This is a genomic window from Streptomyces sp. NPDC088730 (assembly GCF_044751215.1).
Taxonomy (GTDB): domain Bacteria; phylum Actinomycetota; class Actinomycetes; order Streptomycetales; family Streptomycetaceae; genus Streptomyces.
The window spans coordinates 740,164-766,562 of sequence record NZ_JBIVLK010000002.1 but is presented as its reverse complement, the minus strand read 5'-3'; the positions used below and the strand labels follow the sequence as shown (position 1 = coordinate 766,562).

Below are 26,399 nucleotides of genomic sequence, written 5' to 3'. Positions count from 1 at the left end.
GGACTGATAACGGCAAGGCGTCAGCGGCGTTCGCGGGAGTTCCCGAACAGCAGCCGGTAGGCGATCAGCAGGATCAGCGAGCCGCCGATGGCCGAGATCCAGGTCGCCGCGTCGAAGAAGTCGTCCTTGGAGATCGGGCGGTCCAGGAAGCGCGCGGATATCCAGCCACCCACGAAGGCGCCGACGATGCCTATGAGCGTGGTGCCCACGAGGCCGCCGGGGTCGCGTCCCGGCAGCAGGATCTTGGCGATGACGCCCGCGACAAGTCCAAGAATGATCCAGCCAATAATCGTCATGCGTGCGAACCTACCCATCACTCGGTCTTGGAATCCAAGACGCGGGTGAGGGGCGGGTGGTTGCGAGACATGGGCTGTGAGCTGGCCGTACGCCACTCGCGGCGCGGTTGCGCCAGGCGCGGTGCCGGCCGTCAGCAGCCGTCCCTCACCAGCCGGCGAACTGCTCGTCGGTGCTGACGATCTCCTTGCCGAAGGGCATCAGCGATACCGGGATCAGCTTGAAGTTGGCGATGCCCAGGGGGATGCCGATGATCGTGATGCACAGGGCGATGCCGGTGGTGATGTGACCGAGCGCCAGCCACCAGCCGGCGAGGACCAGCCAGAGCACGTTGCCGACGCAGGACGGCGCACCCGCGTCCCGGCGGTCGACGACGCGGTGGCCGAAGGGCCACAGGGCGTAGACGCCGATACGGAAGGCCGCGAGGCCGAACGGGATGCCGATGATCGTGATGCACAGCAGGAGTCCCGCGAGCAGGTAGCCCAGGAACATCCAGAAGCCGCACAGGACCAGCCAGATAACGTTCAGAATTGTCTTCATGGGCGATGACCTGCCATCTGCTCAAGTCGGGCGATGCGCTCAGCCATCGGCGGGTGGGTCGAGAACATCCTGGACATGCCCCGGCCGGGGCGGAACGGGTTGGCGATCATCATGTGGCTCGCTGTCTCGATCCGCGGTTCGGGGGGCAGCGGAAGCTGCTTGGTTCCGGCATCAAGTTTACGCAGGGCGGCGGCAAGGGCCAGCGGGTCACCGGTGAGCTGGGCGCCCGAGGCGTCCGCCTCGTACTCCCGGGAGCGGCTGACGGCCAGTTGGATGACGGAGGCGGCGAGCGGGCCCAGAATCATGATCAGGAGCATGCCGAGGATGCCGGGGCCCTCGTCGTCGTTGGAGCGGCCGACCGGGATCAGCCAGGCGAAGTTGACGAGGAACATGACGACGGAGGCGAGGGCTCCGGCGACGGACGAGATCAGGATGTCGCGGTTGTAGACGTGGCTCAGCTCATGGCCGAGGACGCCGCGCAGCTCCCGCTCGTCCAGGATCTGGAGGATGCCGTCGGTGCAGCAGACCGCGGCGTTGCGCGGGTTGCGTCCGGTCGCGAAGGCGTTGGGGGCCTGCGTCGGGGAGATGTAGAGCCGCGGCATGGGCTGCCGGGCGGTCGTGGAGAGCTCGCGGACCATGCGGTAGAGCTGGGGCGCCTCGAACTCGCTCACCGGGCGGGCGCGCATGGCGCGCAGCGCCAGCTTGTCGCTGTTCCAGTACGCGTAGGCGTTGGTGCCGACGGCTACCAGGAGCGCGACGACCAGGCCCGTACGTCCGAAGAAGCTGCCGATGAGAATGATGAGTGCGGACAGGCCCCCGAGGAGTACGGCGGTTCTCAGCCCGTTGTGCCGGCGGTGCACGGTACGCCCTCCAAATGGTGCAGCAGGGGAACCCTTGCTTGGTGGTGCTCCACTCCCCAGTGGAGCCTCCCGTACTGGTCAACGCCAGGCGGGGAGAGCTAGTTCCCTTGTGCTCGCTGCCGCGGGGCCGGGCCGCTCCGGGTGTTCGCTCCGGAGCGGGCCGTAGGCCGTACGGGTGGAGGGGTACCGCCGGGTCAGCGCTGGACGGGGAGTTTGGCGAGCGCCAGGGCCTCGGGGTCGGGCTCGACCTCGCTGGTGCAGTGGGCGCAGCGGGAGGCGACGGCCGGGATCTCCGTGTAGCAGCGGGGGCAGTCGCGCAGGGCGGCCTTGATGTCGGCCTTCTCCTCGTCCTTCTTCGCGGTGAAGCGGTTCTGGACCTTGGCCATGGGGACGACGACGCAGAAGTAGAGGACCGCGGCGGTGATGAGGAAGGCGATCGCGGCGGCGACGAAGAGGCCGTAGGGGAACGTCACACCGTCGAACGTGAACTCAGCCTTGCTGAAGTCGCCGGTGCCCCGGGTGACGAGGCCGATCAGCGGCACGATGAACGCGTTGCTGAACCCGGTGACGACCGCGGTGAACGCGGCTCCTACGGCGAGTCCGATCGCCATGGAGATGACGTTTCCGCGCAGGATGAATTCCTTGAACCCGTTCAGCACTGCCTCTGACCCCTCTGTTGTGATGTGACGTCCGTACGCGCCGTCGCGCGGGCATGACCCTGCCCTGCCCGGACCGCTCCGGGCAAACCGATCTTGGGGGACGTCAGAACAGGTTGACGCCGGCGAACCGGAGGACGGCCTGGGGGGCGCCCGACAGGGCGATGCCGGCGGCGGCGGTGAGGACGATCGCGGCGGTGAGCGGTGCCGGGGCCCGGTGGGCGGCGGCGGGCCGCCGGTCCGTACCGTCCTCGGCCGCCCGGTCCTGAGCGCCGTCCGGAGCCTCGTCCTCCGCGGGGCCGCGGAACAGGGCGGCGGTCCACCGGAGGTAGTAGTACAGCGCGATCACGACGTTGACGGCCATGACGACGGCGAGCCAGCCGAGTCCGGCGTCGACGGCGGAGGAGAAGACGGTGACCTTGGCGAAAAGGCCGATGATGCCCGGCGGCAGCCCGGCCAGGCAGAGCAGGAAGAAGCCCAGGGTGAGGGCGGCCAGGGGGCGGGTGGCGTAGAGATCGCGGTAGTCGGCCAGCCGGTTGCCCGGGTGGGTACGGGCGACCAGGGCGGCCACCGCGAAGGCGCCGAGGTTCACGACGGCGTACATCAGGGCGTACGCGACGGTGGAGCCGATCTGCCGGTCGCCGGCGTACGCCGCCGCGGCGATCGGCACCAGGAGGTAGCCGGCCTGCGCGACGGACGACCAGGCGAGGAGGCGCACGGCGCTGCGGGCGCGGGTGGCGCTCTGGCGCAGCGCGGCGACGTTGCCCACGGTCATGGTGAGCGCGGCGAGGACGGCGAGGGCGGGGCCCCAGACGTCCGCGTAGGAGGGGAAAGCGACCACGGTGACGAGGATGAGGCCGGAGAAGCCCACCGCCTTTCCGACGACCGAGAGGTAGGCGGCGATCGGCAGCGGGGCGCCGACGTAGGTGTCGGGGACCCAGAAGTGGAAGGGCGCGGCGGCCGTCTTGAAGGCGAAGCCGACGAGGGTGAGGGCGACGCCCGCCTCGGCGAGGGTGGAGAGCTGTCCGGGCACCTCGTCGAGACGGCCGGCGATCTCCGTGAGGTGGAGGGTGCCGGTCGCCGCGTAGACGAAGCTGACGCCGAGGATCATCACCGCGGTCGCGACGACGGAGGACAGGAAGAACTTCAGCGCGGCCTCCGAGGAGCGCCGGTCGCCGCGCTTGATGCCGACGAGGGCGAAGGCGGGCAGCGAGGCGACTTCGAGGGCGACGACGAGCGTGGCGAGGTCGCGGGCGGCGGGCAGCAGCGCGGCGCCCGCCGCGGAGGACAGCAGCAGGAACCAGAACTCGCCGGCCGGCAGCTTGCGGGTGTCCCCGACCGACAACAGCGCGGTGAGCAGCGCGCCGCCGAGCACGAGGAGCTGGATGGCCAGGGTGAAGTGGTCGGCGGTGTAGCTGCACGCGTGGGTGCCGGTGGTGAGGCAGAAGGTGGAGCGGTCGCCGTCGCGCAGCGGGAGGAGCAGCGCCAGGGCGGCCACGAGACCGGCGACGGCTCCGTAGCCGAGCAGCGGTTTGCGTTCCTTGGGTACGAAGAGGTCGGCGACCAGGATGACGAGGGCGACGGCCGCGACGGTGAGCGGGGGCGCGATGGCGAGCCAGTCGACGGACTGGACGAGGCTGGACGTGCCTCCGGCCGCGGTCCGGACGAGGTCGGAGGCGTCCCCCGCAGCGGTCTGGACGAGGCCGGTGGTGCTGTCGGCCGCTGTGGTCACGACTTGCCTCCTGCGAGGAGCTTCTGCACGGCCGGGTCGGTGAGGCCGAGGAGGACGGCGGGCCACAGCCCGGCCAGGACGGTGAGGGCGGCGAGGGGGGTCCAGGCGGCGAACTCGTGGTGCTGGATGTCGGGGATCCGGTGCGGTTCCCCGGGCTTGGCGCCCATGCAGACGCGGCGTACCAGGATGAGCATGTACGCGGCGGTGAGCAGGGTGCCGAACGCGGCGATCGACATGAACGTCAGGAAGGCGGGTCGGCTCAGGCCGTCGGCCGGGTCGAAGGCGCCGAACAGGGTGAGCATCTCGCCCCAGAACCCGGCGAGTCCGGGCAGGCCCAGGGAGGCGACCGCGGTGAACGCGAGGAGGCCGCCGAGGCGGGGGGCGCTGCCGTAGAGCGCGGCGCCGGTGGCGCCGGAGAGGGTGTCGAGGTCGGCGGTGCCGTAGCGGTCCTTGACCGCGCCGACCAGGAAGAACAGCAGGCCGGTGATGAGCCCGTGGGCGATGTTGGCGAAGAGCGCGCCGTTGACGCCGGTGGGGGTCATGCTCGCGATGCCGAGGAGTACGAAGCCCATGTGTCCGACGGAGGAGTACGCGATCAGGCGCTTCAGGTCGCCCTTGGCACCGGGCCGGGCAAGGGCCAGGCAGGCGAGCGACCCGTAGATGATGCCGGCGACCGCGAAGGCCGCGAGGTAGGGCGCGAAGGTGTGCATGCCGTCGGGGGCGATCGGGAGCAGGATCCGGACGAATCCGTACGTGCCCATCTTCAGCAGGACGCCCGCGAGGAGGACCGAGCCGACCGTGGGGGCGGCGGTGTGGGCGTCCGGCAGCCAGCTGTGCAGCGGCCACATCGGGGTTTTGACGGCGAGTCCGATGCCGATCGCGAGAACGGCGGTGACCTGCACGGACGAGGTGAGGCCGCGGCCGTTGTCAGTGGCGAGTGCCACCATGTCGAAGGTGCCGCTCTTCAGTCCGATGAGGAGCAGCCCGAGCAGCATGACGACCGAGCCGAGCAGGGTGTAGAGGATGAACTTCCAGGCGGCCGCCTGCTTCCGCGCACCGCCCCAGCGGGCGATGAGGAAGTACATCGGGATGAGCACCATCTCGAACGCCAGGAAGAACAGCAGCAGATCGAGGACGGCGAAGGTCGCGAGGGTGCCGGACTCCAGGAGCAGGATCAGTGCGACGAAGGCCTTCGGGGAGGGGCCCGCCGGCATTTTGAAGTAGCTGTGGAGCGCGCAGAGGAAGGTCAGCAGCGCGGTCAGTACGAGAAGGGGGAGCGAGATGCCGTCGATGCCGAGATGGATGCGGACGTCGAGCGCCGGGATCCAGCTGATGTCGGTGGTGGCCTGCATCTTCGACGGGTGGTCGTGGTCGAAGCCCAGGGCGAGCACGATCGCGGCGAGGAGGATCACGCCGGTCACGGTCACGCCGTGGCGGAGCACGGCCTGGTCGGGGTTGCGGCCCTTCAGTCCGGGCGGGGCCGGGAGCAGGGCCGCGACGGCTCCGAGCAGCGGGGCGACGACGATGAACGCCAGAAGGAACTGCATCACGGATTCGCTCATATCGATCACGGCTCACGACCCGGCGTTGACGTTGGCGAAGACGACGGCGGCGACCGCCAGGACCAGGGAACCGGCGAGCAGCGCGCTGAGGTAGGTCTGCACGTTGCCGGTCTGGGCACGGCGGACGGCGGTGCCGAGCCAGCGTGCACCGGTGGCTGAGCCGCGTACGTAGGTGTCGACGACCTCGCGGTCCAGGAAGCGGACGAGGCTCGCCGCGGCCTGGACCGGGCGAACGAACAGGGCCGCGTAGACGGCGTCCAGGTGGAAGCCGGTGGCCGCGTGGCGGTGGAGCGGGCCGAGCAGCAGCCGGCCGGGGTCGGCCGGGTCGGGGGCGTCACCGGCGTCTCCGTAGGCGGCGGTGTGGCTCTCCAGCGCCTCGACCTCGATGAGGGCCGGTTCGGCGTCGGGGTGGGCGGTGACGGAGCCCATGGGGACACGGGCGGTGAGCGCGGTGGTGTGGCGCCAGGCCCCGTAGGTGAGGAGTCCGCCGACGAGGCAGACGCCGGTGGACAGGACGGCGGTGGTCAGCGACGGGGTGAGGCTGTGGCCGTCGAACCAGTCGGTGATCACGCCGACGGTCAGTCCGAACGCCATGGTGGGGACGGCCAGTACCCACAGCACCGAGGTCATGGCGACGGGCTGCCTGCCGTGGTCGGGGGCCTCTGCGCCCCGGCCCCGGAAGGCGAGGAGCCAGAGGCGGGTGGCGTACGCGGCGGTGAGCACGGCGGCCAGGAGTCCGGCGATCAGGACGGTCCAGCCGGCGGCGGCCGGGGCGACGTGGCGGTCGCCGAGGGCGGTGTGTTCGGCGGCGACGAGGACGGCTTCCTTGGAGAAGAAGCCGGCGAACGGCGGGATGGCGGCCAGCGCGAGGAGCGCGACGGTCATCGTCCAGTACGCGTCCGGGATGCGCTTGGCGAGGCCGCCCATGCGGGACATGGCGGCCAGTGAGTTGGTGCCCGCGGCGTGGATGACGACGCCCGCGGCGAGGAAGAGCACGGCCTTGAACGCACCGTGCGAGAGGAGGTGGAAGACGGCTGCCCCGCGGTCACCGACGGCCAGGGCGCCGGACATGTAGCCGAGCTGCCCGATCGTGGAGTAGGCGAGGACGCGTTTGATGTCGTCCTGGGCGAGCGCCGCGAGTCCGGAGCCGATCATCGTGACCGCCGCCATCACGGCGAGGACGACGAGCGCCGCGCCGGAGGCGGCGAAGACGGGGAGCAGCCGGGCCACGAAGTAGATGCCGGCCGCGACCATCGTCGCGGCGTGGATCAGCGCGGACACGGGGGTGGGACCGGCCATCGCGTCGGGCAGCCAGGTGTGCAGCGGGAACTGCGCGGACTTGCCCGCGACGCCGGCCAGGAGCAGCAGGGCGATCACGGTGGGGTGGTCGAGGCCGCCGTGGGCGACGGAGCCCAGGATGCCGGTGATGCGGAAGGTACCCGTGTCGGCGGCGAGGGCGAACAGGCCGATGAGGAAGGGGACGTCACCGAGCTTGGTGACCAGGAACGCCTTGAGGGAGGCCGCGCGGGCCTCGGGCGTCTCCCAGTAGTGGCCGACCAGGAAGTACGAGCAGATGCCCATGACCTCCCAGCCGACCAGGAGCACCATCAGGTCGCCGGAGTAGACGACGAGCAGCATCGCGGAGGTGAAGAGGGAGACGAGAGCCGCGTAGGAGGGGTAGCGGGGGTCGTCGCGCAGATACGCGGTCGAGTAGATCTGCACGCAGCTCGCGACCAGGGCGACCAGCACGGCCACGAGGACCGCGAAGCCGTCGAGGTGCAGGGCCAGGTCGACCGGGACCGATCCGGTGGGGGTGAGCTGGGTCGCGGCGTCGATGGCCCGTCCGCCGCCCTGGCGTGCGGCGACGACGGCCGCGATGACGAGGGAGGCGAGGGAGGGCAGTACCGCCAGCGGGCGGACGAAACCCGGGGAGCCGCGCCCGAGGAGGAGTCCGGCCGCGGCTCCCAGGAACGGGAGGAGGGGGACGAGGACGGCGAGGGTCGTGGTGGTCACGGGGTGGCCTCTGCCTTCTTTGCCTTCCCTGCCTGAGCAGTGGCCGGGTCTTCGGCGGCTTGCGGGGCTTCGGCGTCGCTCTCGTCGTCGTCGCCTGCCGGGACTGTTTCGGCCTCGTCGGTCTCGGCGGTGTCGCGGAGGCGGTCGACGTCGGAACTGCCCCGGTTGCGGTAGACGGCGAGCACGATGGCCAGTCCGATACCGATCTCCGCCGCAGCGATGGCGATGGTGAACAGGGTGAGGGCCTGGCCGGAGTGCAGGGCGTCGCGGAGCCAGACGTCGAAGGCGACCAGGTTGAGGTTGACGGCGTTGAGCATCAGCTCGACGGACATCAGGACCAGGATCGCGTTGCGGCGCGCGAGGACTCCGTAGAGGCCGGTACAGAAGAGGAGGACGGCGAGCACGGCGGGATAGGCGAGGTGCATCAGCTCTTGTCCTCTCGGCTCGTGCGCGTCCGGGTCGTGCTTGTCGGGGTCGTGCTTGTCCGGCCCGCGCTTGTCGGGGCTGTGCTCGGCCCAGTCGTGCTCGTCCGGGTCGTGTTCCCCCGGCCCTTGCGGGACAGGACGATCGCGCCGACGAGGGCCGCGAGGAGGAGAACGGAGAGCGCTTCGAAGGGGAGTACCCAGTGCCGGAAGAGGAAGGCGCCGGTGACTTCGGTCGATCCCTGGGCCGGTCCGTCCAGTTCGATCCAAGTGGTCCGGAAGGCGTCCACGACGACCCATACGAGGGTGCCGGCGGCGGCGACGGCCACCGCGAGGGCGGCCCAGCGGTTCTCCGAATCGGCGTCCGGGGAGCGGCCGATGGGGGCCCTGGTGAGCATCAGGCCGAACAGCAGGAGGACGACGACGGAACCTACGTAGATCAGTACCTGCACCCAGGCGATGAACTCGGCCGTGAGCAGGAGGTATTCCACGGCGAGGCCGCCGAGTGCCACGATCAGCCAGAGGGCGGCGTGCACCAGCTGCCTGGTCGTGACGGTGACGAGGGCCGCGCCGAGGGTGGCGATCCCGACCAGGACGAAGGCGATCTCGATACCGGACGGGGAGAGGAAGCCGGGGTGGCTCCCGGCGGCGAGGACGGTGGCGGGCGTCATGCCTGGCCCTCCTGGTCCGTCGGGGCGGTGGGGGCGGCCTCGGCGGCCGCCTCCTCCTGCTCGCGCTTGGCCCGGAGCTTGTCCGCCGTTTTGCGCGCGGCGGCGATCTCCTTAGGCTCCTCGGCCCCCGGATCGAGCGCCGGCGGCTCAGGCACCGTCCACATCCACTCGCGGAGCTTGTCGCGCTCGTGGGTCAGTTCGAGGATGTCCGTCTCCGCGTACTCGAACTCCGGCGACCAGAACAGCGCGTCGAACGGGCACACCTCGATGCAGATACCGCAGTACATGCAGAGCGAGAAGTCGATGGCGAAGCGGTCCAGCACATTGCGGCTGCGCTCGCGCCCGCCCGGGGCCGCGGCGGGCACGGTCTCCTTGTGGGAGTCGATGTAGATGCACCAGTCGGGGCACTCACGGGCGCAGAGCATGCAGACCGTGCAGTTCTCCTCGAACAGCGCGATGACGCCCCGGGAGCGGGGCGGCAGCTCGGGCTGAGTGTCCGGGTACTGGGCGGTGACGGTCTTCTTCGTCATCGTCCGCAGCGTGACGGCGAGGCCCTTGGCCAGGCCCGCGCCGGGGATGCGGGGCCGGGAGGGCGGGAGCGATGCGGTCACTGGTTGATCGCCACCTTCACGATGCCGGTGAGCGCGATCTGCGCGAGAGCGAGTGGGATGAGCGTGGTCCAGGCGAGTTTCTGCAGCTGGTCCTCACGGAGTCGCGGATAACTCACGCGCAGCCAGATGACGACGAAGGCGAGGACGGCGACCTTCAGGAGCGTCCAGACCCAGCCCAGTCCGTCGGCGCCCAGCGGACCGTGCCAGCCGCCCAGAAAGAGGACGGTGGTCAGCGCGCAGAGCACGACGATGCCCGCGTACTCGGCGAGCAGGAACAGGGCGAACCGGAGGCCGGTGTACTCGGTGTACGCGCCGAAGATGATCTCCGAGTCGGCGACCGGCATGTCGAACGGCGGGCGCTGGAGTTCGGCGAGCCCGGCCACGAAGAAGACCAGGGCTCCGACGATCTGCCAGGGCAGCCACCACCACTCGAAGGCGTCGAGGATGCCGGGGAGCGAGACCGTACCGGCCGCCATCGCCACCGACGCGGCGGCGAGCAGCATCGGCAGCTCGTACGCGAGCAGCTGCGCGGCGGTGCGGATGCCGCCGAGCAGCGAGAACTTGTTGGCCGAGGCCCAGCCCGCCATGAGCGAGCCGAGCACGCCGACGCCCATCACGGCGAGCACGAAGAAGATCCCCGCGTCGACCACCTGGCCGACCGCGCCCTCCCCCGGACCGATCGGGATCGCTACGAGTACGAGGAGGTACGGGAGCAGCGCGACGGCGGGGGCCAGCTGGAAGACCCGGCGGTCGGCGTCGGCCGGGACGATGTCTTCCTTCTGCACGAACTTCACGCCGTCCGCGACGAGCTGGGCCCAGCCGTGGAAGCCGCCGGCGTACATGGGGCCCAGGCGGCCCTGCATGTGGGCCATCACCTTGTGTTCGGCCTGACCCACGATGAGGGGGACGGCCATGAACACCGCGAACACGATGACGAGGCGGAGGGCGACGTCCAGTACGTCGTTCACTCGGTATCGCCTCCGGCGGGGGTGTCGCGGGTGCTGCGGGTGTTGCGGGGTTCAGCTGCGTCTGTGTCTGTTGCGTCCGCTGCGTCTGTGTCTGCTGCGTGTGCCGCGTCCGCGTCTGCTGCGTCTGCTGCGTCTGTGTCTGCTGCGTCCGCTGCGTCTGTGGGTTGGTCGGTGGTGGGGGTGCCGCTGCGCGGGGGCTCTCCCCTACCCGCCCCTTCCCGAACCGGGGGCTCCGCCCCCGGACCCCCGCTCCTCAAACGCCGGAGGGGCTGGGATGGGGCCGGATCAGTGGCAGCGGCGTCAGCCGGGCCACCGGGGTCAGCCGGGGACGGCGCTCCGTCCGACGGTGCGTCGTCGAAGGCCGGGCGGGCGTTGTGCCACGGCGCGTCCGCAGCCGGAGCAGGCGCCGGAGCGGAGGCCTCAGGGGGCCCGCTCGGAGCCGGAGCTGATGCGCCCGCGGCCGGAGCAGGCGCCGGCGCATCCGTGACCGGCGCAGCAGTCGGGGCCGCATCCGAGGTAGGCGCGGGACCAGGTGCCGGGTTCGTCGTAGGTGCGGGGCCAGGTGCCGGGTTCGTCGTAGGCGCGGGGCCAGGTGCCGCGCCCGACGTGGGTGCGGGGCCCGGTGCCGGGTTCGTCGTGGCGGGGGTGCCCGCAGCCGGCTGCTGGCCCGCCGAGCCGTCGCTCGCGCTGCGGGTGCGGCGGGCCGGGCGGTCGCCCGCAGGCCTCGCCGCGCGGGCGGGGCGGGCGGGGGCAGGGGGGAGCTGGCCCTTCAGCGGGCCCCACTCGTTCGGGTCGGGGACGCCGGGCGGGAGCATCGTGCGGCGCTTCGGGCCGCCGTGCTCCGACTCCCCCGGCTCCTTGGCGCCCGGCCAGGCCTTCGCCACGCGGGCCGCCAGGACGAAGTCCTTCCGCAGCGGGTGGCCCTCGAAGCCCTCGGGCAGCAGCAGGGGCACCAGGTGCGGGTGGCCGTCGAAGCCGATGCCGAACATCTCGTGCGTCTCGCGCTCGTGCCAGCCGGCGCCCGCGTAGACGTCGATCGCGCTGGGCAGCACGGCGTCCTCGTGCGGAACGGTCGTACGGAGCAGCAGCCGGCGGACCGCCGGCCCGGGTCCCGCGCGGTCGGGCAGCGCGGCGAGGTGGGCGCAGACCCGGAAGCCCGTGCCCGGTTCGTCCACGGCGCTCAGCCAGTCGAAGTAGGTGCAGCCGAGCCGGTCGCGCGCCGTTTCGAGCGCGGCGATCCAGGACGCGGGCGGCACGTCGACGGTCAGCAGTTCGTACGCCTGCTCCGCCGTGGCGTCCTCGCCGAAGATCTCGGTGACGGCGTCCGGCAGCCGGTCGTAGCTCTCGGCGCTCCCGGTGCTCCCGCCCGTTCCGGCGTTCTCTGTGTTCCCGGCGTTCCCGGCGGCGGTCACTTCCCCTCCTCCTTCTCGGAGTCGGGCGCGGACGGTGCGGTGACCAGTCCGCTGCGCAGCGCCGCGGTGGAGGGGCGGGCCCCGCCGCCCGTCCCGTAGCGCTCGCTCAGCGACTCGCGAGCGATCTTCTCCTGAAGCTTGAGGATGCCCTGGAGCAGGGCCTCGGGCCGGGGCGGGCAGCCGGGGACGTAGACGTCGACCGGGATGATCTGGTCGACCCCCTTGGTCACCGAGTATGAATCCCAGTACGGGCCGCCGCAGTTGGAGCAGGCCCCGAAGGAGATGACGTACTTGGGCTCGGGCATCTGCTCGTACAGCCGCTTCACCGCCGGGGCCATCTTGTCCGTCACCGTGCCGGAGACGATCATGAGGTCGGCCTGGCGGGGGCCGGGGGCGAACGGGATCACGCCGAGCCGGATGAAGTCGTGGCGCGCCATGGAGGCGGCGATGAACTCGATGGCGCAGCAGGCGAGTCCGAAGTTGAAGACCCAGAGGCTGTAGCGGCGTCCCCAGTTGAGGACCACCTTCATCGGCTCGGGGGCGAGCCGGGAGAGCACACCCAGCCGCTTCGGCTCAGGAAGGAACGTGGGTACGGGTTCGGGCTCGGATACGGGTACGGGTACGGGACCCGGCTCCGGTCCCGACTGCGGCTGACCGGCTGACGACGGGCTCGTCACGTCCATTCGAGGACGCCCTTCTTCCATGCGTAGAGCAGTCCCACGGCCAGGAAACCGAGGAAGATGAACATTTCCACCAGCGTCGTCGCTCCGTATCCGGGCGCGGCGAAGACGGTTGCCCACGGGAACAGGAAGATCGAGTCGACGGCGAAGATCACGTAGAGGAAGGCGTACACGTAATAACGGACCTGGGTGTGGGCCCAGCCCTCCCCCACGGGGTCCACGCCGCACTCGTACGTGAGGAATTTCTCCCGCGTCGGGACCACCGGGCGCATCAGCCGGCCGGCTCCGAAGGCGACGGCGACGAAGAGCACACCGACCACGGCGAGCAGTCCGACGACCGAGTAGCTGTGGAAGTACTCCGACGCGAGAACGGCCGGTCCCGACAGGTCCGTAACGTCCGTCACGTCCGCCCCCTCGCTCCCTCAAACCTGTTCGACGATCTGTACGCACGGGAGTCTAGGCCCTGTAAAGGAACAGTAAGCAGCCGCGTCGGGCAACGGGTGGGGTTATCCCCACTTCATCGCCACCCACGAGCCCCATGGCGTCCGGATGCCCCACCCGGCAGGCTGGGCATATGACCATGAGCCCGCAGGTACCCGGTAACGACCGGCCGCCGCCCGTCCGCTTCGCCTTCGACACGTGTACCTGGAGGGAGATCGCGCATCTCCTCGCCAATCTCCCGTTGGCGATCCTCGGATTCGTGTACTCGGTGCTCATGGTCGCCATCGGGGTCGGGCTCGCGGTCACGGTGATCGGTCTGCCTCTGCTGGCCGTCGGGCTCCAGGGTGCGCGGCTGATCGGCCGGGCCGAGCGGGGCCGGGCGCGGGGTCTGCTCGGGGTACGGATCGAGGAGCCGAGCCCGATGGCTCGGGTCCGTCGCGAGGAGGGGTTCTTCGCCTGGCTGTGGACGAGCCTGAAGGACCCGGTGGGCTGGCGCGCGGTGCTGTACTCCTTCATCCGGCTGCCGTGGGGGGTGCTCACCTTCGCGGTCACGCTCGTGAGCCTGATCGTCCTGTGGCCGGTACTCCCCTATACGGCGCGGTTCATGGCCAACGCCGACCGGGGCATGGTGCGCGGACTGCTCTCCCCCTCCGACGAACTGGAACGCCGGATCGCGGAGCTGGAGTCGGACCGGGGTGTGGTCGTCGACACCGCCGCCGCCGACCTGCGCCGCATCGAACGCGACCTCCACGACGGCGCCCAGGCCCGGCTCGTCGCCCTCGCCATGGGGCTCGGCCTCGCCAAGGAGAAGCTGACCGACGACCCGGAGGCCGCGGCCCGGATGGTCGACGAGGCGCACGGCGAGGTCAAGGTCGCCCTCCAGGAACTGCGCGACCTGGCCAGGGGCATCCACCCCGCCGTCCTCACCGACCGGGGCCTCGACGCCGCCCTCTCCGCCATCGCCTCCCGCTGCACCGTCCCCGTGACGGTCGGGGTGGATCTGCCGGGGCGGCCTGCGCAGGCCATCGAGGGCATCGCGTACTTCACGGTGTCCGAGCTCCTCCAGAACGTCAGCAAACACAGCGGGGCGCGCACGGCGTCCGTCGAGGTGTGGCGGAACGCGGACCGGCTGCTGCTCCAGGTCACCGACGACGGACGCGGCGGGGCCTCGATGGACGGCGGCACGGGCATGTCCGGGCTGGCCGAGCGGCTCGGCGCCGTGGACGGGCTGTTCGTCCTCGACTCGCCGCCCGGCGGCCCGACGACCGTCACGGCGGAGCTGCCCTGGCGCGACCGGGAGGACGAGAAGGCCGCCGCACGCGGCCGGACGGGGAAGGCGTGAGCACTTGGAGCCCGTCCGGGCCGGCCCCGGGTCCGGCCGCGGCCCGCGGGTCAGGCCCGGACGGGCTCCAGGGTGGGGAAAACCCCCCGCTGAAGAGGGAGACCGGCCTCATGGTGCGCCGCCGCCCTGGACAGCACCCTTGAAGCAGTACGGAGCACGGAGCACGGAGCACGTACAGAACCGAACCGAACCAGAACCAGAACAGCAGACGCGGAAGAAACGGATGGACGCCATGGCCACGGCATACGGACCGGATACGCGGGACCAGCAGCGCTCGGGCACCGGCTTCGGCAGCGGCTCCGGCACCGGTCCGGGGTCCGGGACCGGGTCCTCCGGAGACGACCGCGCCGACGCGAAGCGCGTCTTCCCCGCCGTGCTGCGCGCCCCCTTCGAGGCCCGGACCTGGCGCGAGACCACGTATCTGCTGCTCAGCCTGCCCCTCAGCATCGTGTTCTTCACCCTCGCGATCGCCATGACGTCGCTGGGCACAGGGCTGCTCATCACCTTCCTGGGGATTCCGGTGCTGGCCGGGGGCCTGGCCATGTGCCGCGGGTTCGGCGCGCTGGAGCGGGCGCGGGCCCGTGGGCTGCTGGGGCTCGACGTGGCGTCCCCGGAGCCGGTGCGGGGGCGGACCGGCGGGCTGATGTCGTGGGTCGGGGCGGTCCTGAAGAGCGGGGTGTCCTGGCGCCACCTGCTCTACTCGCTGCTGCACCTGCCGTGGGCCGTCTTCGGCTTCATCGTCCCGACGGTCCTGTGGTCCTGGGGCCTGGCGGCCTTCACCTACCCGGCGTGGCACTGGATCTTCCCGGCCTACACGGGCGTCGACGGAGTCCAGCTGTACGGGGACGACGGGCACCAGGTCTATCTGGACTCCCCCGCCGAGCTGGCCCTGACCAGCGCCATCGGGCTGCTGTTCGTCCTGGTCACCCCGTGGATCGTGCGCGGTCTCACTTCGGTGGACCGGCTGATGGTGACCGGGCTGCTGGGTCCGTCCCGGCTGGCGACACGGGTCACGGAGCTGGAGTCGGACCGGGGTGTGGTCGTCGACACCGCCGCCGCCGACCTGCGCCGCATCGAACGCGACCTCCACGACGGCGCCCAGGCCCGGCTCGTCGCCCTCGCCATGGATCTGGGCCTCGCCAAGGAGAAGCTGACCGACGACCCGGAAGCCGCGGCCCGGATGGTCGACGAGGCGCACGGCGAGGTCAAGGTCGCCCTCCAGGAACTGCGCGACCTGGCCAGGGGCATCCACCCCGCCGTCCTCACCGACCGGGGCCTCGACGCCGCCCTCTCCGCCATCGCCTCCCGCTGCACCGTCCCGGTCACCGTCGAGGTCGACCTGACGTCCCGGCCCGCGCAGGCCATCGAGGGCATCGCCTACTTCACCGTGTCCGAGCTCCTCCAGAACGTCAGCAAGCACGCCCACGCGACCCAGGCGTCCGTCGAGGTGTGGCGGACGGCGGACCGGCTGCTGCTCCAGGTCACCGACAACGGACGCGGCGGCGCCGGCCTGACGTCGGGCAGCGGTCTCGCCGGTCTGACGGAGCGGCTGGACGCGGTGGACGGGATCCTGGTCGTCGAGTCCCCGGTGGGCGGCCCGACCAAGATCACGGCCGAGCTCCCCTGGCGCGGCTGACCGCGGCCGCCCCCTCGCCCGCCGCCCCACGCGACGCATCCCTTCGAACGCGCCCCCTGCCCCGCCGAACGCAACCCTTCGAACGCTCGCGGCGTCACCGCCGATACTGGGATGCTGGATGCTGAACGGCATACCGGCGGGAACAGCGAGTGGTGGGGGAACAGACGTCGTGGTGGAGGACAGGGTGCGGGTAGTCATCGCCGAGGATTCGGTACTGCTCCGGGAGGGGCTCACCCGGCTGCTGACCGATCTCGGTCATGACGTCGTGGCAGGGGTCGGGGACGCCGAGGCGCTGATCAAGACGGTGGGCGACCTCGCCGGGCAGGACGCACTGCCCGATGTCGTGGTCGCGGACGTGCGGATGCCCCCGACCCACACGGACGAGGGCGTGCGGGCCGCCGTACGGCTCCGAAAGGAGTACCCGGGCATAGGGGTACTGGTCCTTTCGCAGTATGTCGAGGAGCAGTACGCCACCGAGTTGCTGGCCGGATCCAGCCGGGGCGTGGGGTATCTGCTGAAGGACCGGGTCGCCGAGGTGCGGGAGTTCGTGGACGCGGTGGTCCGGGTGGCGCAGGGCGGTACGGCGCTGGACCCGGAGGTGGTCGCGCAGCTGCTGGGCCGGAGCCGTAAGCAGGACGTGCTGGCCGGGCTGACGCCCCGTGAGCGCGAGGTCCTCGGCCTGATGGCGGAGGGGCGGACCAACTCCGCGGTGGCGAAACAGCTGGTCGTGAGCGATGGTGCGGTGGAGAAGCACGTCAGCAACATCTTCCAGAAACTCGGACTGTCCCCCAGCGACGGCGACCACCGGCGGGTGCTGGCGGTACTGACCTATCTGAATTCCTGACGGTTCCCGACGGTTCCCGGCCCCGCGTCCGACCGCCGGGCCGGGAACGCTCGCGACTCGCTCCACGCCCTCTCCAGTGAGGGTCCGACGAGGATCCGGGCGGCTGATGAATCATGGCGGGACGGCGCCGGACAGGCGTCTCAAAATGCCGTCCAACTTATGATCGGCCAGAGGAAGGCGACCCTTACAGACGTAGGGTGGAGCCTGGGACCGCCGGCGGGCCGGATGGTTCCGAGCCACCGCGCCGAGGGAGGTCCAGTAAGTGACCAGCCAGGTCAGTAGCCCCGCCGAACAGGCCGATGAGGCCAGTGAGGCGCTCGTGGGGGGACAGCGTGCCCCCCAGTCCGCAACAGACAACGGTGACAAAGAGATCCGCCGTCTGGACCGGGTGATCATCCGTTTCGCGGGTGACTCCGGTGACGGTATGCAGCTCACGGGTGACCGGTTCACCTCGGAGACGGCTTCCTTCGGGAACGACCTCTCCACCCTGCCGAACTTCCCCGCCGAGATCCGGGCTCCCGCAGGCACCCTGCCTGGGGTTTCGTCGTTCCAGCTGCATTTCGCGGACCACGACATCCTGACCCCGGGTGATGCGCCGAACGTGCTGGTCGCGATGAATCCGGCCGCGCTGAAGGCGAATATCGCGGATGTGCCGCGCGGCGCCGAAATCATCGTGAACACCGACGAGTTCACCAAACGCCCGATGGCCAAGGTCGGATATCGGACAAGTCCGCTGGAGGACGGCTCGCTGGAGGCGTACAACGTCCATCCGGTGCCGCTGACGACGCTCACCATCGAGGCGCTGAAGGACTTCGGGCTCCCCCGCAAGGAGGCCGAGCGCTCCAAGAACATGTTCGCGCTCGGGCTGCTGTCCTGGATGTACCACCGCCCGACGGAGGGGACGGAGACGTTCCTGCGGGCGAAGTTCGCGAAGAAGCCGCAGATCGCCGAGGCGAACGTGACGGCGTTCCGCGCGGGGTGGAACTTCGGGGAGACCACGGAGGACTTCGCGGTCAGTTACGAGGTGGCCCCGGCCACCCAGGCCTTCCCCACCGGTACGTACCGCAACATCTCGGGGAACCTCGCGCTGTCCTACGGGCTGATCGCCGCGGGCCGGCAGGCGGACCTGCCGGTCTACCTGGGCTCGTATCCGATCACCCCGGCCTCCGACATCCTGCACGAGCTGTCGAAGCACAAGAACTTCGGCGTGCGGACCTTCCAGGCCGAGGACGAGATCGCGGGCATCGGCGCCGCGCTGGGCGCCGCGTTCGGCGGTGCGCTCGGGGTGACGACCACCTCGGGGCCGGGGGTGGCGCTGAAGTCGGAGACCATCGGACTCGCCGTCTCCCTGGAGCTGCCGCTGCTGATCATCGACATCCAGCGCGGCGGCCCCTCCACCGGGCTGCCCACCAAGACGGAGCAGGCCGATCTGCTCCAGGCGATGTACGGGCGCAACGGCGAGGCCCCGGTCCCGATCGTCGCCCCCCGCACGCCGGCGGACTGCTTCGACGCCGCGCTCGACGCCGCCCGGATCGCCCTGACCTACCGCACCCCGGTCTTCCTGCTCTCCGACGGGTACCTCGCCAACGGCTCCGAGCCCTGGCGCATCCCCGAGACCGACGGGCTCCCGGACCTGCGCGTGCAGTTCGCCCACGGCCCCAACCACGAGCTGGCCGACGGCACCGAGGTCTTCTGGCCGTACAAGCGCGACCCGCAGACCCTGGCCCGGCCCTGGGCGGTCCCCGGCACCCCCGGCCTCGAACACCGCATCGGCGGCATCGAGAAGCAGGACGGCACCGGGAACATCTCCTACGACCCGGCCAACCACGAGCTCATGGTCCGCACCCGGCAGGCCAAGATCGACGGCATCGAGGTCCCGGACGTGGAGGTCGACGACCCCGCTCAGGCCCGGACGCTGGTGCTGGGCTGGGGCTCCACCTACGGCCCCATCACCGCCGCCGTCCGCCGGCTGCGCGCGGCCGGCGAGCCCATCGCCCAGGCACATCTGCGCCATATCAATCCGTTCCCCCGAAATCTCGGCGAGGTGCTGAGGCGTTACGACAAGGTCGTCGTCCCGGAGATGAACCTGGGACAGCTGGCCACCCTCATCCGGGCCAAGTACCTGGTTGACGCGCACAGTTACAACCAGGTCAACGGCATGCCGTTCAAGGCCGAGCAGCTCGCGACGGCCCTCAAGGAGGCCATCGATGCCTGAGACCAACGAGCTCCTGCAGCCCGCGGCAGACACCAACGAGCTCCTGCAACTGGTCCCGAAGTCAGAGGCCAAGCAGTCCATGAAGGACTTCAAGTCCGACCAGGAAGTGCGCTGGTGCCCCGGCTGCGGCGACTACGCGGTCCTCGCCGCCGTGCAGGGCTTCATGCCCGAACTGGGTCTGGCGAAGGAGAACATCGTCTTCGTCTCCGGCATCGGCTGCTCCTCACGCTTCCCCTACTACATGAACACCTACGGGATGCACTCCATCCACGGCCGGGCCCCGGCGATCGCGACCGGGCTCGCCTCCTCCCGCCGGGACCTGAGCGTCTGGGTGGTCACCGGTGACGGCGACGCGCTGTCCATCGGCGGCAACCACCTCATCCACGCCCTGCGCCGCAATGTGAACCTGAAGATCCTCCTCTTCAACAACCGGATCTACGGGCTCACCAAGGGCCAGTACTCCCCCACCTCCGAGGTCGGGAAGATCACCAAGTCGACGCCGATGGGCTCGCTGGACGCCCCCTTCAACCCGCTGTCACTGGCCATCGGCGCGGAGGCGTCCTTCGTCGCCCGCACCGTCGACTCCGACCGCAAACACCTCACCAGCGTGCTCCGGGCGGCGGCCGACCATCCCGGTACAGCCCTGGTGGAGATCTACCAGAACTGCAACATCTTCAACGACGGCGCCTTCGAGGTCCTCAAGGACCGGGAACAGGCCCAGGAAGCCGTGATCCGGCTGGAACACGGACAGCCGATCATCTTCGGCACCGACAACACCAAGGGCGTCGTCCGGGACTCACTGACCGGTGACCTCTCGGTCGTCACGGTCACCGAGGACAACCGCTCGCGGATCCTGGTCCACGACGCCCACGCCACCAGCCCCACCACCGCCTTCGCACTGTCCCGGCTGGCGGACGCGGACACCCTGCACCACACCCCGATCGGGGTGCTGCGCAGCGTCGAACGGCAGGTCTACGACACGCAGATGGCCGAACAGCTGGACACCGCCGTCGAGCGGAACGGCAAGGGCGACCTGGGCGCGCTGCTCGCGGGCAACGACAACTGGACCGTGGTCGGCTAGGGCTTCTCGTCGAACCGCCGTCCGCCGCGCTTCGGGCGACGACGGCGGTCGACGACGGGCCGTGGCCCCCGGAGCACCGCCGGCCACCTTCGGCGACGCGACGCGGCCCCCGGGGAGGGAGACTCCCGCGGGGGCCGCGTCGCATGGCCGAACGGGCTGACTTTCCCGCTGTACGGCGATTGCGGACCGGTCACCGGCCGGCGCCCGCGCACCATGTGGCCATGACCCTGGACCGTCCGGTGTACCGCGTCAAGAGACACCTGCTCGGCAAGCCGCTGACCACGGAGCACATCAGCGACGAGAAGCTGGGCAACCGGACGGCGCTCGGGGTGCTCGCCTCCGACTGCATCAGCTCGTCCGCCTACGGCTCGGAGGAGATGCTCCGGGTCCTGGTGCCGGTCGTCGGCGCGGCCGCGTTCACGCTGCTCATGCCGGTGACCTTCGCGATCCTGCTGGTCCTGCTGCTGCTGACGCTCTGTTACAGCGATGTGGTGACGATCTACACCCGCGCGGGCGGCTCGTACGTCGTCGCCCGGGAGAACTTCGGGCCGAACGTCGCGCAGATCGCCGCCGTGGCACTGCTCGTCGACTACATCGTCACCGTCGCCGTGCAGGTCTCGGCCGGCACCAACGCCCTCATCTCGCTCGCCCATCTGGCGGGCGACGAGTTCACCGGCCTGGACCATCTCCAGCTGCCGGTCTCCGTCGCCGTGATCGTGCTCCTGGCGTACGGGAACCTGCGCGGGGTCCGGGAGGCGGGCCGGCTCTTCGCGCTGCCCGCCTACCTGTTCATGGCCGCCGTCGGGCTGGTCCTGCTCGCCTCCGCGCTGCGCGGGCTCACCGGCGGGCTGCCGCACGCCGATCCGCACGCCGCCGGGGTCGTGCCGTTCGGCACCCCGGGCGACGGCTGGCTGTACGGGGCCTCGCTCTTCATCGTGCTGCGCTCGTTCGCCAACGGCGGCTCTTCGCTCACCGGGCTCGAAGCGATCTCCAACGGCATCTCCGCGTTCCGTGAGCCCCAGGGCCGCAACGCCCGGCGCACGCTCATCACGATGAGCGTGATCCTCGGCGTCCTCGTACTCGGCGTCTCGACGCTGGCGCACTTCACCCATGCCGTCCCGTACACGGACGGCACGCCGACCGTCATCGCGCAGGAGGCCCATCTCGCCTTCGGCGGCGGGGTCCTCGGCACGGCCGGGCTGGTCTTCGTGCAGCTGGCGACCGCGCTGGTCCTCTACACGGGTGCCAACACCCCGTTCACCGGCTTCCCCTACCTGGCCAGCTTCGTCGCGGAGGACCGGTTCCTGCCCAGGGTGCTGACCCGGCGCGGGCACCGTCTCGCGTTCTCCAACGGCATCATCGCGCTGACCGTCGTCTCGCTGGCGCTGCTCCTGGCGACCGGCGCCAGTGTGGACAAGCTGGTGGCGCTGTACGCGATCGGCGTGTTCACCGCGTTCACCATGGCGGGGGCCGGGCTCACCGTCTACCACCTGCGGCGCCGGGACCGGTACCGCAGGGCGAAGATCACGCTCAACGCGCTCGCGGCGGTCACCTCCGCCGCGGTCGTGCTGATCTTCGCGGTCACCAAGTTCACCGAGGGCGCCTGGCTGGTCGTGGTGGTCTTCCCGCTGGGGGTGTGGACGCTGACCCGGATCAACCGGGAGTACCGGCGCGAGGCCGCCGCGCTCCAGGGCATCCAGGCCCCGGGGGCGGACCGGGCGGTGTACAGCCGCCACCTGGTCCTGGTGCTGGTCGAGGCGCTCGACCTGGCGACGCTGACGGCTCTGCGGTACGCCCATGAGCTGCGGCCCGACGAGATCCGGGCGGTGCACTTCTCGATCGACGAGGCGTACGCCGGGCGGCTGGCCGCCCGCTGGGGGGCGACCTCCGCCACCGCCGTCCCGCTGGAGCTGGTGGCCTGTCCGGACCGGCGGCTGCGCCACGCGATGAAGGAGCTCGCGTACCGCAGCACAGAGGACGGGAAGACCTGGCTGACGGTCCTGGTGCCCCGGCGGATGTACAGCAACGCGCTCGGCAAGCTGCTGCACCGGGGCACCGGCGAGAAGATGGGCAAGACGCTGACGCAGCTGCCGCACGTGGTGGTGACGATCCTGCCGTTCGACGTCTCACGGGCGCTGCGGGCCATGGAGGAGCGGCACCGGCCCCATGCGGGCTGACCGCCCGGCGCACGGCTCAGCCGGAACCCCGGCCGCTCGCGTCGTACGCCCTGCGCGCCGCGTCCACCGCGTCCAGCCGCCGCTCCGACCAGCGGGCCAGGCTCCACACCTGCTCGGCGGCCTCCCGGCCCATCGCGGTGAGCGTGTAGTCCACCCGGGGCGGGATGACCGGTTTGGCGTCGCGGTCCACGAAACCGTCCCGCTCCAGCGTCCGGAGCGTCTGCGACAGCATCTTCTCGCTGACTCCGCCGACCTCGCGACGCAGCTCGCTGAAGCGGTACGAGCGCTCCAGCAGGGCGGCGAGGACCAGGACCCCCCAGCGGCTGGTGACGTGTTCGAGCACCACCCGGGACGGGCACATCGGCTCCCGTACATCGGGCCCCCGCACCGCGGCATCCCTGACCCTGATGTCCCTGATGTCCCTTACGCTGCTTACGCCCATACCAGTACCTTACTTCAAAGTGCGTACTTTCTTTTGGTTAGCGCTCTCCCTATGGTGAGTAGCAGATCGCACGAACAGAACATGAGCACCTAAAGAGGAGCAAACCCCCATGAGCATCGTCGTCACCGGAGCCACCGGAGAGCTCGGCCGCCTCGTCGTCGACCGACTGCTGGCCACCACGCCCGCCGCCGGGATCGCCGCCGTCGTCCGGAACGAGGAGAAGGCCGCCGGGATCGCCGCCCTCGGCGTCGAGCTCCGGATCGCGGACTACAGCCGCCCGGAGACCCTGGACGGCGCCTTCCGGGCCGGTGACCGGGTCCTGCTGATCTCCGGCAGCGAGGTCGGCAGCCGGGTCGCGCAGCACTCCGCCGTCATCGACGCGGCCAGGGCGGCGGGCGTGGCGCAGCTCGCGTACACCGGCATCCTGGGCGGCCCGGACGCGGACTTCCTGCTGGCCGAGGAGCACAAGGCGACCGAGCGGCTGATCCTCGACTCCGGACTGCCGCACACCTTCCTGCGCAACGGCTGGTACACCGAGAACTACACGGCGAACCTGGCCCCCGTCCTGGCCCACGGCGCCGTGGTGGCCAACGCGGGCGACGGCAGGATCGCCTCCGCCACCCGCGCCGACTACGCGGCGGCGGCCGCCGCCGTACTGACCGGCGAGGGCCACCTGGGCAAGGCCTACGAGCTGAGCGGCGATGTCGCCTGGTCGCTCGACGAGTACGCCGCCGAGGTGAGCCGGGCGTCCGGCCAGGAGATCGTCCACAACGACGTCCCGGCCGCCGCGCACCAGGAGATCCTGGTCGGCGCCGGTCTGCCGGCCGACTTCGCCGCGATCCTGGTGGACGTGGACGAGGCGGTACGGCGCGGACTCCTCGCCGGCACCAGCGGCGAACTGGCCCGGCTGATCGGCCGCCCGACCACCCCGCTCGCGGACACCGTCGCGGAGGCGGTCGCCGCCCAGCGGTAGCAGAGCCCCGGCAAGCGGAAACCTGCGGCAGGAGCGGGAGACAGCGCCGACCGGGCCCGGTGTCATGACCGTCTGGCGGTACGGCAATGACACCGGGCCCGGTCGGCGCTACCTTCGTCTGGCTGACGAAGCGTCGACGCACATCTGCCGGGAGGACCCGTGAAGGGGACGAACGAACAGCGGGCCGGGCTGTTGTCCGGATTCGCCGCCTACGGACTATGGGGACTGGTCCCGCTCTTCTGGCCGCTGCTGAAGCCGTCCGGCGCGGTCGAGATCCTCGCCCACCGCATGGTCTGGTCCCTCGGCGTCGTCGGCATCGCCCTCCTGGCGCTGCGCCGCTGGTCCTGGATCGGGGAGCTGCTGCGACAGCCGCGGAAGCTGGCGCTGATCACCGTCGCCGCGGTGGTGATAAGCGTCAACTGGGGTCTGTACATCTGGTCCGTGAACCACGGCCACGTCGTCGAGGCCTCGCTCGGCTACTTCATCAACCCCCTGGTCACCATCGCCATGGGCGTCCTGCTCCTGGGCGAACGGCTGCGCCCCGTGCAGTGGGTGGCGGTCGGCACGGGCGTGGCCTCGGTGCTCGTCCTGGCGATCGGCTACGGGCAGCCGCCGTGGATCTCGCTGGTCCTGGCGTTCTCCTTCGCGACGTACGGCCTGATGAAGAAGAAGGTGAACATGGGCGGCCTGGAGTCGCTCGCGGCCGAGACGGCGGTGGTGTTCGTGCCCGCGCTCGGCTATCTGCTCTGGCTGGGCGCACGGGGCGAGTCGACGTTCCTCTCCGGGGGTATCGGGCACGGCGCGCTGCTCGCCTCGACGGGGGTGGTGACGGCGGGGCCGCTGATCCTGTTCGGGGCGGCGGCGATCCGCGTGCCCCTCTCCACGCTCGGCCTGTTGCAGTACCTGGCGCCGGTCTTCCAGTTCATTCTGGGGATCGTCTACTTCCACGAGGCGATGCCGCCCGAGCGGTGGGCCGGATTCGGCCTGGTCTGGCTGGCGCTCACCCTGCTGACCTGGGACGCGCTGCGGACGTCGCGGCGGACGAGGATGCGGGCGCTGGCCGCGCGGGAGGCGGCGGCGCAGCAGGCGAGGCCCGCCCCGGACGATTCCGGTTCCGCTCCGCCCCCGTCCGCGGTGACGACTCCGACGCCATGATCCGCACCTCATAAAAGTTACCTGGTTGCTTTTTTAACTCGGTTGCGTTTCCATTGATCCGGACGGGAACGCCAACCGAGGAGTACGCATGCCCAAGCCCCCGAACACCGTGCTGATCGTGGGATCCGGGCCGACCGGACTGACCCTGGCCATCGATCTGGCCCGGCGTGGCACCGGCGTCCGGATCATCGACAAGTCCCGGCGGTTCCCGCGCAGTTCGCGGGCCAAGGGCCCCAACCCGCGCTCACTGGAGGTCCTTGAGGACCTCGGTGTCATCGATCAGGTGCTGGCCGCCGGATCGGCGCCGCTGCCGATGCGCAAGTACCGCGCCGGAGAGGTGATCGCGGAAACCGACCCGTACGCGGCGGCCCGCCCGACGCCGGACGCCCCCTACGACCGGCCCTGGCTGATCGCCCAGTGGCGGCTGGAGGAGATCCTGCGCGCCCGGCTCGCGGAGTACGGCGTACGGGTGGAACTCGGCGCCGAACTCGTCGGGCTGGCCCAGGACGACGACTCCGTGACGGCGTCCCTGACCGGCGGCCGGGAGATCGCGGCCCGGTACGCGGTGGGCTGCGACGGCGGCCACAGCGCGGTGCGCAAGCTGCTCGGCGTCCCGTTCGAGGGCAGCACGGACGAGGAACAGGCGATGGTCTGCGGCGACGTCGAGGTGGCGGGGCCGGACCGGGGCGTCTGGCACCAGTGGTTCGACGAGGACGGCGGCGTGATGCTCTGCCCGATCCCCGGCACGCCCTCCGGCTGGTGGTTCCAGGGTTCCCCGGAGACGGACGCTGCGGGCCGCCCCGCGCCCCCGTCGCTGGCGGGCTTCCAGCGGCTCTTCGCCAAGCACACCCGGCTGCCCGGCGAACTCCTCACGCAGGCCACGCTCCTCTCCTCCTACCGGTTCAACGAGCGGCTGGCGGACCGCTACCGGGTGGGCCGGGTGTTCCTGGCCGGGGACGCGGCGCACGTGCACTCCATCGCGGGCGGCCTGGGCATGAACACCGGCATCCAGGACGCGTACAACCTGGGCTGGAAGCTCGCCAGGGCCGCCACCGGGCAGGCGCCGCCCGAGCTGCTCGACAGCTACGAGGAGGAGCGGCTGCCGATCGCGGCCAGGACCCTGGACATCAGCGCGGAGCGGCTGCGGGCCACGCTGGAGGCGATCAAGGAGCCGGGCGGCGGCCTGGACTCGGCGGTCACCCCGCAGACCTACGGCCTGGGTGACGGCTACCACTGGAGCTCCCTCGCGCCCGGGGGCTCCACCGCCCGGCTGCGCGCGGGCGACCGGGCGCCGGACGCGCCCTGCGCCGACGCGGCCACCGGAGCGCCCCGCCGGCTGTTCGAGGCCTTCGCCGGGCCGCACTTCACCCTGCTCGGCTTCGGCCCCGGCACCGTACAGGCCCTGCGAGCAGCAACCTCCGCACACGTCGGCGAACTGCGGGCGTACGCGGTGACCGAGGTGGACGGAGTGGTGGCAGAGGCGAACGGGGCCGCCTCGCACGGTGTCCTGGCCGACCACGGCGGCCGGGCCCGCTCGGCGTACGGCATCGGGCCGGACGAGGACGTCCTGGTACTGGTCCGCCCGGACAACCACGTGGGGCTGATCGCCCCGGCCGGGGACCACCGGGCCGTCGCCGCGTACCTGAAGGGTGGGGCATTGGAGCGAGCTTGA

24 protein-coding genes are annotated in these 26,399 nt (G+C 71.0%); 9 read left to right on the top strand and 15 right to left on the bottom strand.

Features of this window, described 5'->3' with window-relative positions; all coding sequences use genetic code 11:
• Positions 1-20: 20 nt before the first annotated feature.
• The 14 genes from ACIP89_RS10235 to ACIP89_RS10170 form a co-directional block, all read right to left on the bottom strand.
• Positions 21-296, bottom strand: a complete 276-nt coding sequence (locus ACIP89_RS10235) for a GlsB/YeaQ/YmgE family stress response membrane protein (protein ID WP_024493475.1) — start codon at positions 294-296, stop codon at positions 21-23.
• A 145-nt stretch (positions 297-441) separates the two neighbouring features.
• Positions 442-834 carry a YccF domain-containing protein gene (locus ACIP89_RS10230; RefSeq protein ID WP_073732710.1) on the bottom strand — a complete coding sequence of 131 codons (393 nt, stop codon included), beginning with the start codon at positions 832-834 and terminating at the stop codon, positions 442-444.
• Positions 831-1,694, bottom strand: a complete 864-nt coding sequence (htpX, locus tag ACIP89_RS10225) for a zinc metalloprotease HtpX (RefSeq protein WP_402114201.1) — start codon at positions 1,692-1,694, stop codon at positions 831-833. Before htpX ends, ACIP89_RS10230 begins: the two co-directional genes overlap by 4 nt.
• A 194-nt stretch (positions 1,695-1,888) precedes the next feature.
• Complete coding sequence (mscL, locus tag ACIP89_RS10220) at positions 1,889-2,353, bottom strand: large conductance mechanosensitive channel protein MscL (RefSeq protein ID WP_401928606.1); 465 nt, start codon at positions 2,351-2,353, stop codon at positions 1,889-1,891.
• A 103-nt stretch (positions 2,354-2,456) separates the two neighbouring features.
• A complete protein-coding gene (locus ACIP89_RS10215; protein ID WP_402114199.1) occupies positions 2,457-4,082 on the bottom strand; it encodes an NADH-quinone oxidoreductase subunit N in 1,626 nt (541 codons plus the stop codon).
• Positions 4,079-5,629 (bottom strand): NuoM family protein, encoded by a 1,551-nt coding sequence (locus ACIP89_RS10210; RefSeq protein ID WP_401923817.1) that lies wholly within the window; start codon positions 5,627-5,629, stop codon positions 4,079-4,081. Before ACIP89_RS10210 ends, ACIP89_RS10215 begins: the two co-directional genes overlap by 4 nt.
• A gap of 27 nt (positions 5,630-5,656) precedes the next feature.
• The gene (locus ACIP89_RS10205) at positions 5,657-7,657 is read right to left on the bottom strand and encodes an NADH-quinone oxidoreductase subunit L (protein ID WP_402114196.1); all 2,001 of its coding nucleotides are present in this window, start codon (positions 7,655-7,657) and stop codon (positions 5,657-5,659) included.
• Positions 7,654-8,082 (bottom strand): NADH-quinone oxidoreductase subunit NuoK, encoded by a 429-nt coding sequence (gene nuoK / locus ACIP89_RS10200; RefSeq protein ID WP_402114193.1) that lies wholly within the window; start codon positions 8,080-8,082, stop codon positions 7,654-7,656. Before nuoK ends, ACIP89_RS10205 begins: the two co-directional genes overlap by 4 nt.
• The gene (locus tag ACIP89_RS10195; protein WP_402114190.1) at positions 8,082-8,750 is read right to left on the bottom strand and encodes an NADH-quinone oxidoreductase subunit J; all 669 of its coding nucleotides are present in this window, start codon (positions 8,748-8,750) and stop codon (positions 8,082-8,084) included. The genes nuoK and ACIP89_RS10195 overlap by 1 nt, the downstream gene beginning before the upstream one ends.
• Positions 8,747-9,280 carry a 4Fe-4S binding protein gene (locus tag ACIP89_RS10190; protein WP_401923814.1) on the bottom strand — a complete coding sequence of 178 codons (534 nt, stop codon included), beginning with the start codon at positions 9,278-9,280 and terminating at the stop codon, positions 8,747-8,749. The genes ACIP89_RS10195 and ACIP89_RS10190 overlap by 4 nt, the downstream gene beginning before the upstream one ends.
• 77 nt (positions 9,281-9,357) lie before the next feature.
• Positions 9,358-10,329 (bottom strand): NADH-quinone oxidoreductase subunit H, encoded by a 972-nt coding sequence (locus ACIP89_RS10185; RefSeq protein ID WP_401923370.1) that lies wholly within the window; start codon positions 10,327-10,329, stop codon positions 9,358-9,360.
• A complete protein-coding gene (locus ACIP89_RS10180; RefSeq protein ID WP_402114188.1) occupies positions 10,326-11,741 on the bottom strand; it encodes an NADH-quinone oxidoreductase subunit C in 1,416 nt (471 codons plus the stop codon). Before ACIP89_RS10180 ends, ACIP89_RS10185 begins: the two co-directional genes overlap by 4 nt.
• Positions 11,738-12,424, bottom strand: a complete 687-nt coding sequence (locus tag ACIP89_RS10175; protein WP_402114185.1) for an NADH-quinone oxidoreductase subunit B — start codon at positions 12,422-12,424, stop codon at positions 11,738-11,740. The genes ACIP89_RS10180 and ACIP89_RS10175 overlap by 4 nt, the downstream gene beginning before the upstream one ends.
• Complete coding sequence (locus ACIP89_RS10170; protein ID WP_401923364.1) at positions 12,415-12,825, bottom strand: NADH-quinone oxidoreductase subunit A; 411 nt, start codon at positions 12,823-12,825, stop codon at positions 12,415-12,417. Before ACIP89_RS10170 ends, ACIP89_RS10175 begins: the two co-directional genes overlap by 10 nt.
• Positions 12,826-12,995: 170 nt before the next feature.
• Between ACIP89_RS10170 and ACIP89_RS10165 the strand changes: the two genes are divergently transcribed.
• From ACIP89_RS10165 to ACIP89_RS10140, 6 genes are all read left to right on the top strand, one after another.
• Positions 12,996-14,204, top strand: coding sequence for a sensor histidine kinase (locus ACIP89_RS10165; RefSeq protein ID WP_402114182.1), 1,209 nt, complete (start codon positions 12,996-12,998; stop codon positions 14,202-14,204).
• A 232-nt stretch (positions 14,205-14,436) separates the two neighbouring features.
• Positions 14,437-15,840, top strand: coding sequence for a sensor histidine kinase (locus ACIP89_RS10160; protein ID WP_402114179.1), 1,404 nt, complete (start codon positions 14,437-14,439; stop codon positions 15,838-15,840).
• A gap of 184 nt (positions 15,841-16,024) precedes the next feature.
• Entirely contained in the window at positions 16,025-16,684 is a 660-nt protein-coding gene (locus ACIP89_RS10155; protein WP_024493722.1) for a response regulator transcription factor, read from the top strand.
• A gap of 262 nt (positions 16,685-16,946) precedes the next feature.
• On the top strand, positions 16,947-18,899 hold the full coding sequence (locus ACIP89_RS10150) for a 2-oxoacid:acceptor oxidoreductase subunit alpha (RefSeq protein WP_401923357.1): 1,953 nt from the start codon (positions 16,947-16,949) through the stop codon (positions 18,897-18,899).
• A complete protein-coding gene (locus ACIP89_RS10145; protein WP_401923355.1) occupies positions 18,892-19,980 on the top strand; it encodes a 2-oxoacid:ferredoxin oxidoreductase subunit beta in 1,089 nt (362 codons plus the stop codon). The genes ACIP89_RS10150 and ACIP89_RS10145 overlap by 8 nt, the downstream gene beginning before the upstream one ends.
• Before the next feature lie 221 nt (positions 19,981-20,201).
• On the top strand, positions 20,202-22,157 hold the full coding sequence (locus ACIP89_RS10140) for an APC family permease (protein WP_402114176.1): 1,956 nt from the start codon (positions 20,202-20,204) through the stop codon (positions 22,155-22,157).
• A gap of 16 nt (positions 22,158-22,173) precedes the next feature.
• Here the strand turns inward: ACIP89_RS10140 and ACIP89_RS10135 are convergent, their stop codons facing one another.
• Positions 22,174-22,599 (bottom strand): winged helix-turn-helix transcriptional regulator, encoded by a 426-nt coding sequence (locus ACIP89_RS10135; RefSeq protein WP_401923351.1) that lies wholly within the window; start codon positions 22,597-22,599, stop codon positions 22,174-22,176.
• A 109-nt stretch (positions 22,600-22,708) separates the two neighbouring features.
• Between ACIP89_RS10135 and ACIP89_RS10130 the strand changes: the two genes are divergently transcribed.
• The 3 genes from ACIP89_RS10130 to ACIP89_RS10120 all read left to right on the top strand — a co-directional run bounded on the left by ACIP89_RS10130 (position 22,709) and on the right by ACIP89_RS10120 (position 26,399).
• A complete protein-coding gene (locus ACIP89_RS10130; RefSeq protein ID WP_402114174.1) occupies positions 22,709-23,572 on the top strand; it encodes an SDR family oxidoreductase in 864 nt (287 codons plus the stop codon).
• A gap of 159 nt (positions 23,573-23,731) precedes the next feature.
• Positions 23,732-24,727: an EamA family transporter RarD gene (gene rarD / locus ACIP89_RS10125; protein WP_401923345.1), complete on the top strand. Its 996-nt coding sequence runs from the start codon at positions 23,732-23,734 to the stop codon at positions 24,725-24,727.
• Positions 24,728-24,815: 88 nt separating this feature from the next.
• Positions 24,816-26,399, top strand: coding sequence for an FAD-dependent monooxygenase (locus tag ACIP89_RS10120; protein ID WP_402114171.1), 1,584 nt, complete (start codon positions 24,816-24,818; stop codon positions 26,397-26,399).

Excerpts from the sequence above, each read along its gene's own strand:
- ACIP89_RS10235 (WP_024493475.1), bottom strand. The coding sequence starts at position 296 with ATGACGATTATTGGCTGGATCATTCTTGGACTTGTCGCGGGCGTCATC.
- ACIP89_RS10230 (WP_073732710.1), bottom strand. The coding sequence starts at position 834 with ATGAAGACAATTCTGAACGTTATCTGGCTGGTCCTGTGCGGCTTCTGG.
- ACIP89_RS10210 (WP_401923817.1), bottom strand. The coding sequence starts at position 5,629 with ATGCAGTTCCTTCTGGCGTTCATCGTCGTCGCCCCGCTGCTCGGAGCC.
- nuoK (WP_402114193.1), bottom strand. The coding sequence starts at position 8,082 with ATGCACCTCGCCTATCCCGCCGTGCTCGCCGTCCTCCTCTTCTGTACC.
- ACIP89_RS10195 (WP_402114190.1), bottom strand. The coding sequence starts at position 8,750 with ATGACGCCCGCCACCGTCCTCGCCGCCGGGAGCCACCCCGGCTTCCTC.
- ACIP89_RS10190 (WP_401923814.1), bottom strand. The coding sequence starts at position 9,280 with ATGACGAAGAAGACCGTCACCGCCCAGTACCCGGACACTCAGCCCGAG.
- ACIP89_RS10175 (WP_402114185.1), bottom strand. The coding sequence starts at position 12,424 with ATGGACGTGACGAGCCCGTCGTCAGCCGGTCAGCCGCAGTCGGGACCG.
- ACIP89_RS10165 (WP_402114182.1), top strand. The coding sequence starts at position 12,996 with ATGACCATGAGCCCGCAGGTACCCGGTAACGACCGGCCGCCGCCCGTC.
- ACIP89_RS10160 (WP_402114179.1), top strand. The coding sequence starts at position 14,437 with ATGGCCACGGCATACGGACCGGATACGCGGGACCAGCAGCGCTCGGGC.
- ACIP89_RS10145 (WP_401923355.1), top strand. The coding sequence starts at position 18,892 with ATGCCTGAGACCAACGAGCTCCTGCAGCCCGCGGCAGACACCAACGAG.
- ACIP89_RS10140 (WP_402114176.1), top strand. The coding sequence starts at position 20,202 with ATGACCCTGGACCGTCCGGTGTACCGCGTCAAGAGACACCTGCTCGGC.
- ACIP89_RS10135 (WP_401923351.1), bottom strand. The coding sequence starts at position 22,599 with ATGGGCGTAAGCAGCGTAAGGGACATCAGGGACATCAGGGTCAGGGAT.
- ACIP89_RS10130 (WP_402114174.1), top strand. The coding sequence starts at position 22,709 with ATGAGCATCGTCGTCACCGGAGCCACCGGAGAGCTCGGCCGCCTCGTC.
- ACIP89_RS10120 (WP_402114171.1), top strand. The coding sequence starts at position 24,816 with ATGCCCAAGCCCCCGAACACCGTGCTGATCGTGGGATCCGGGCCGACC.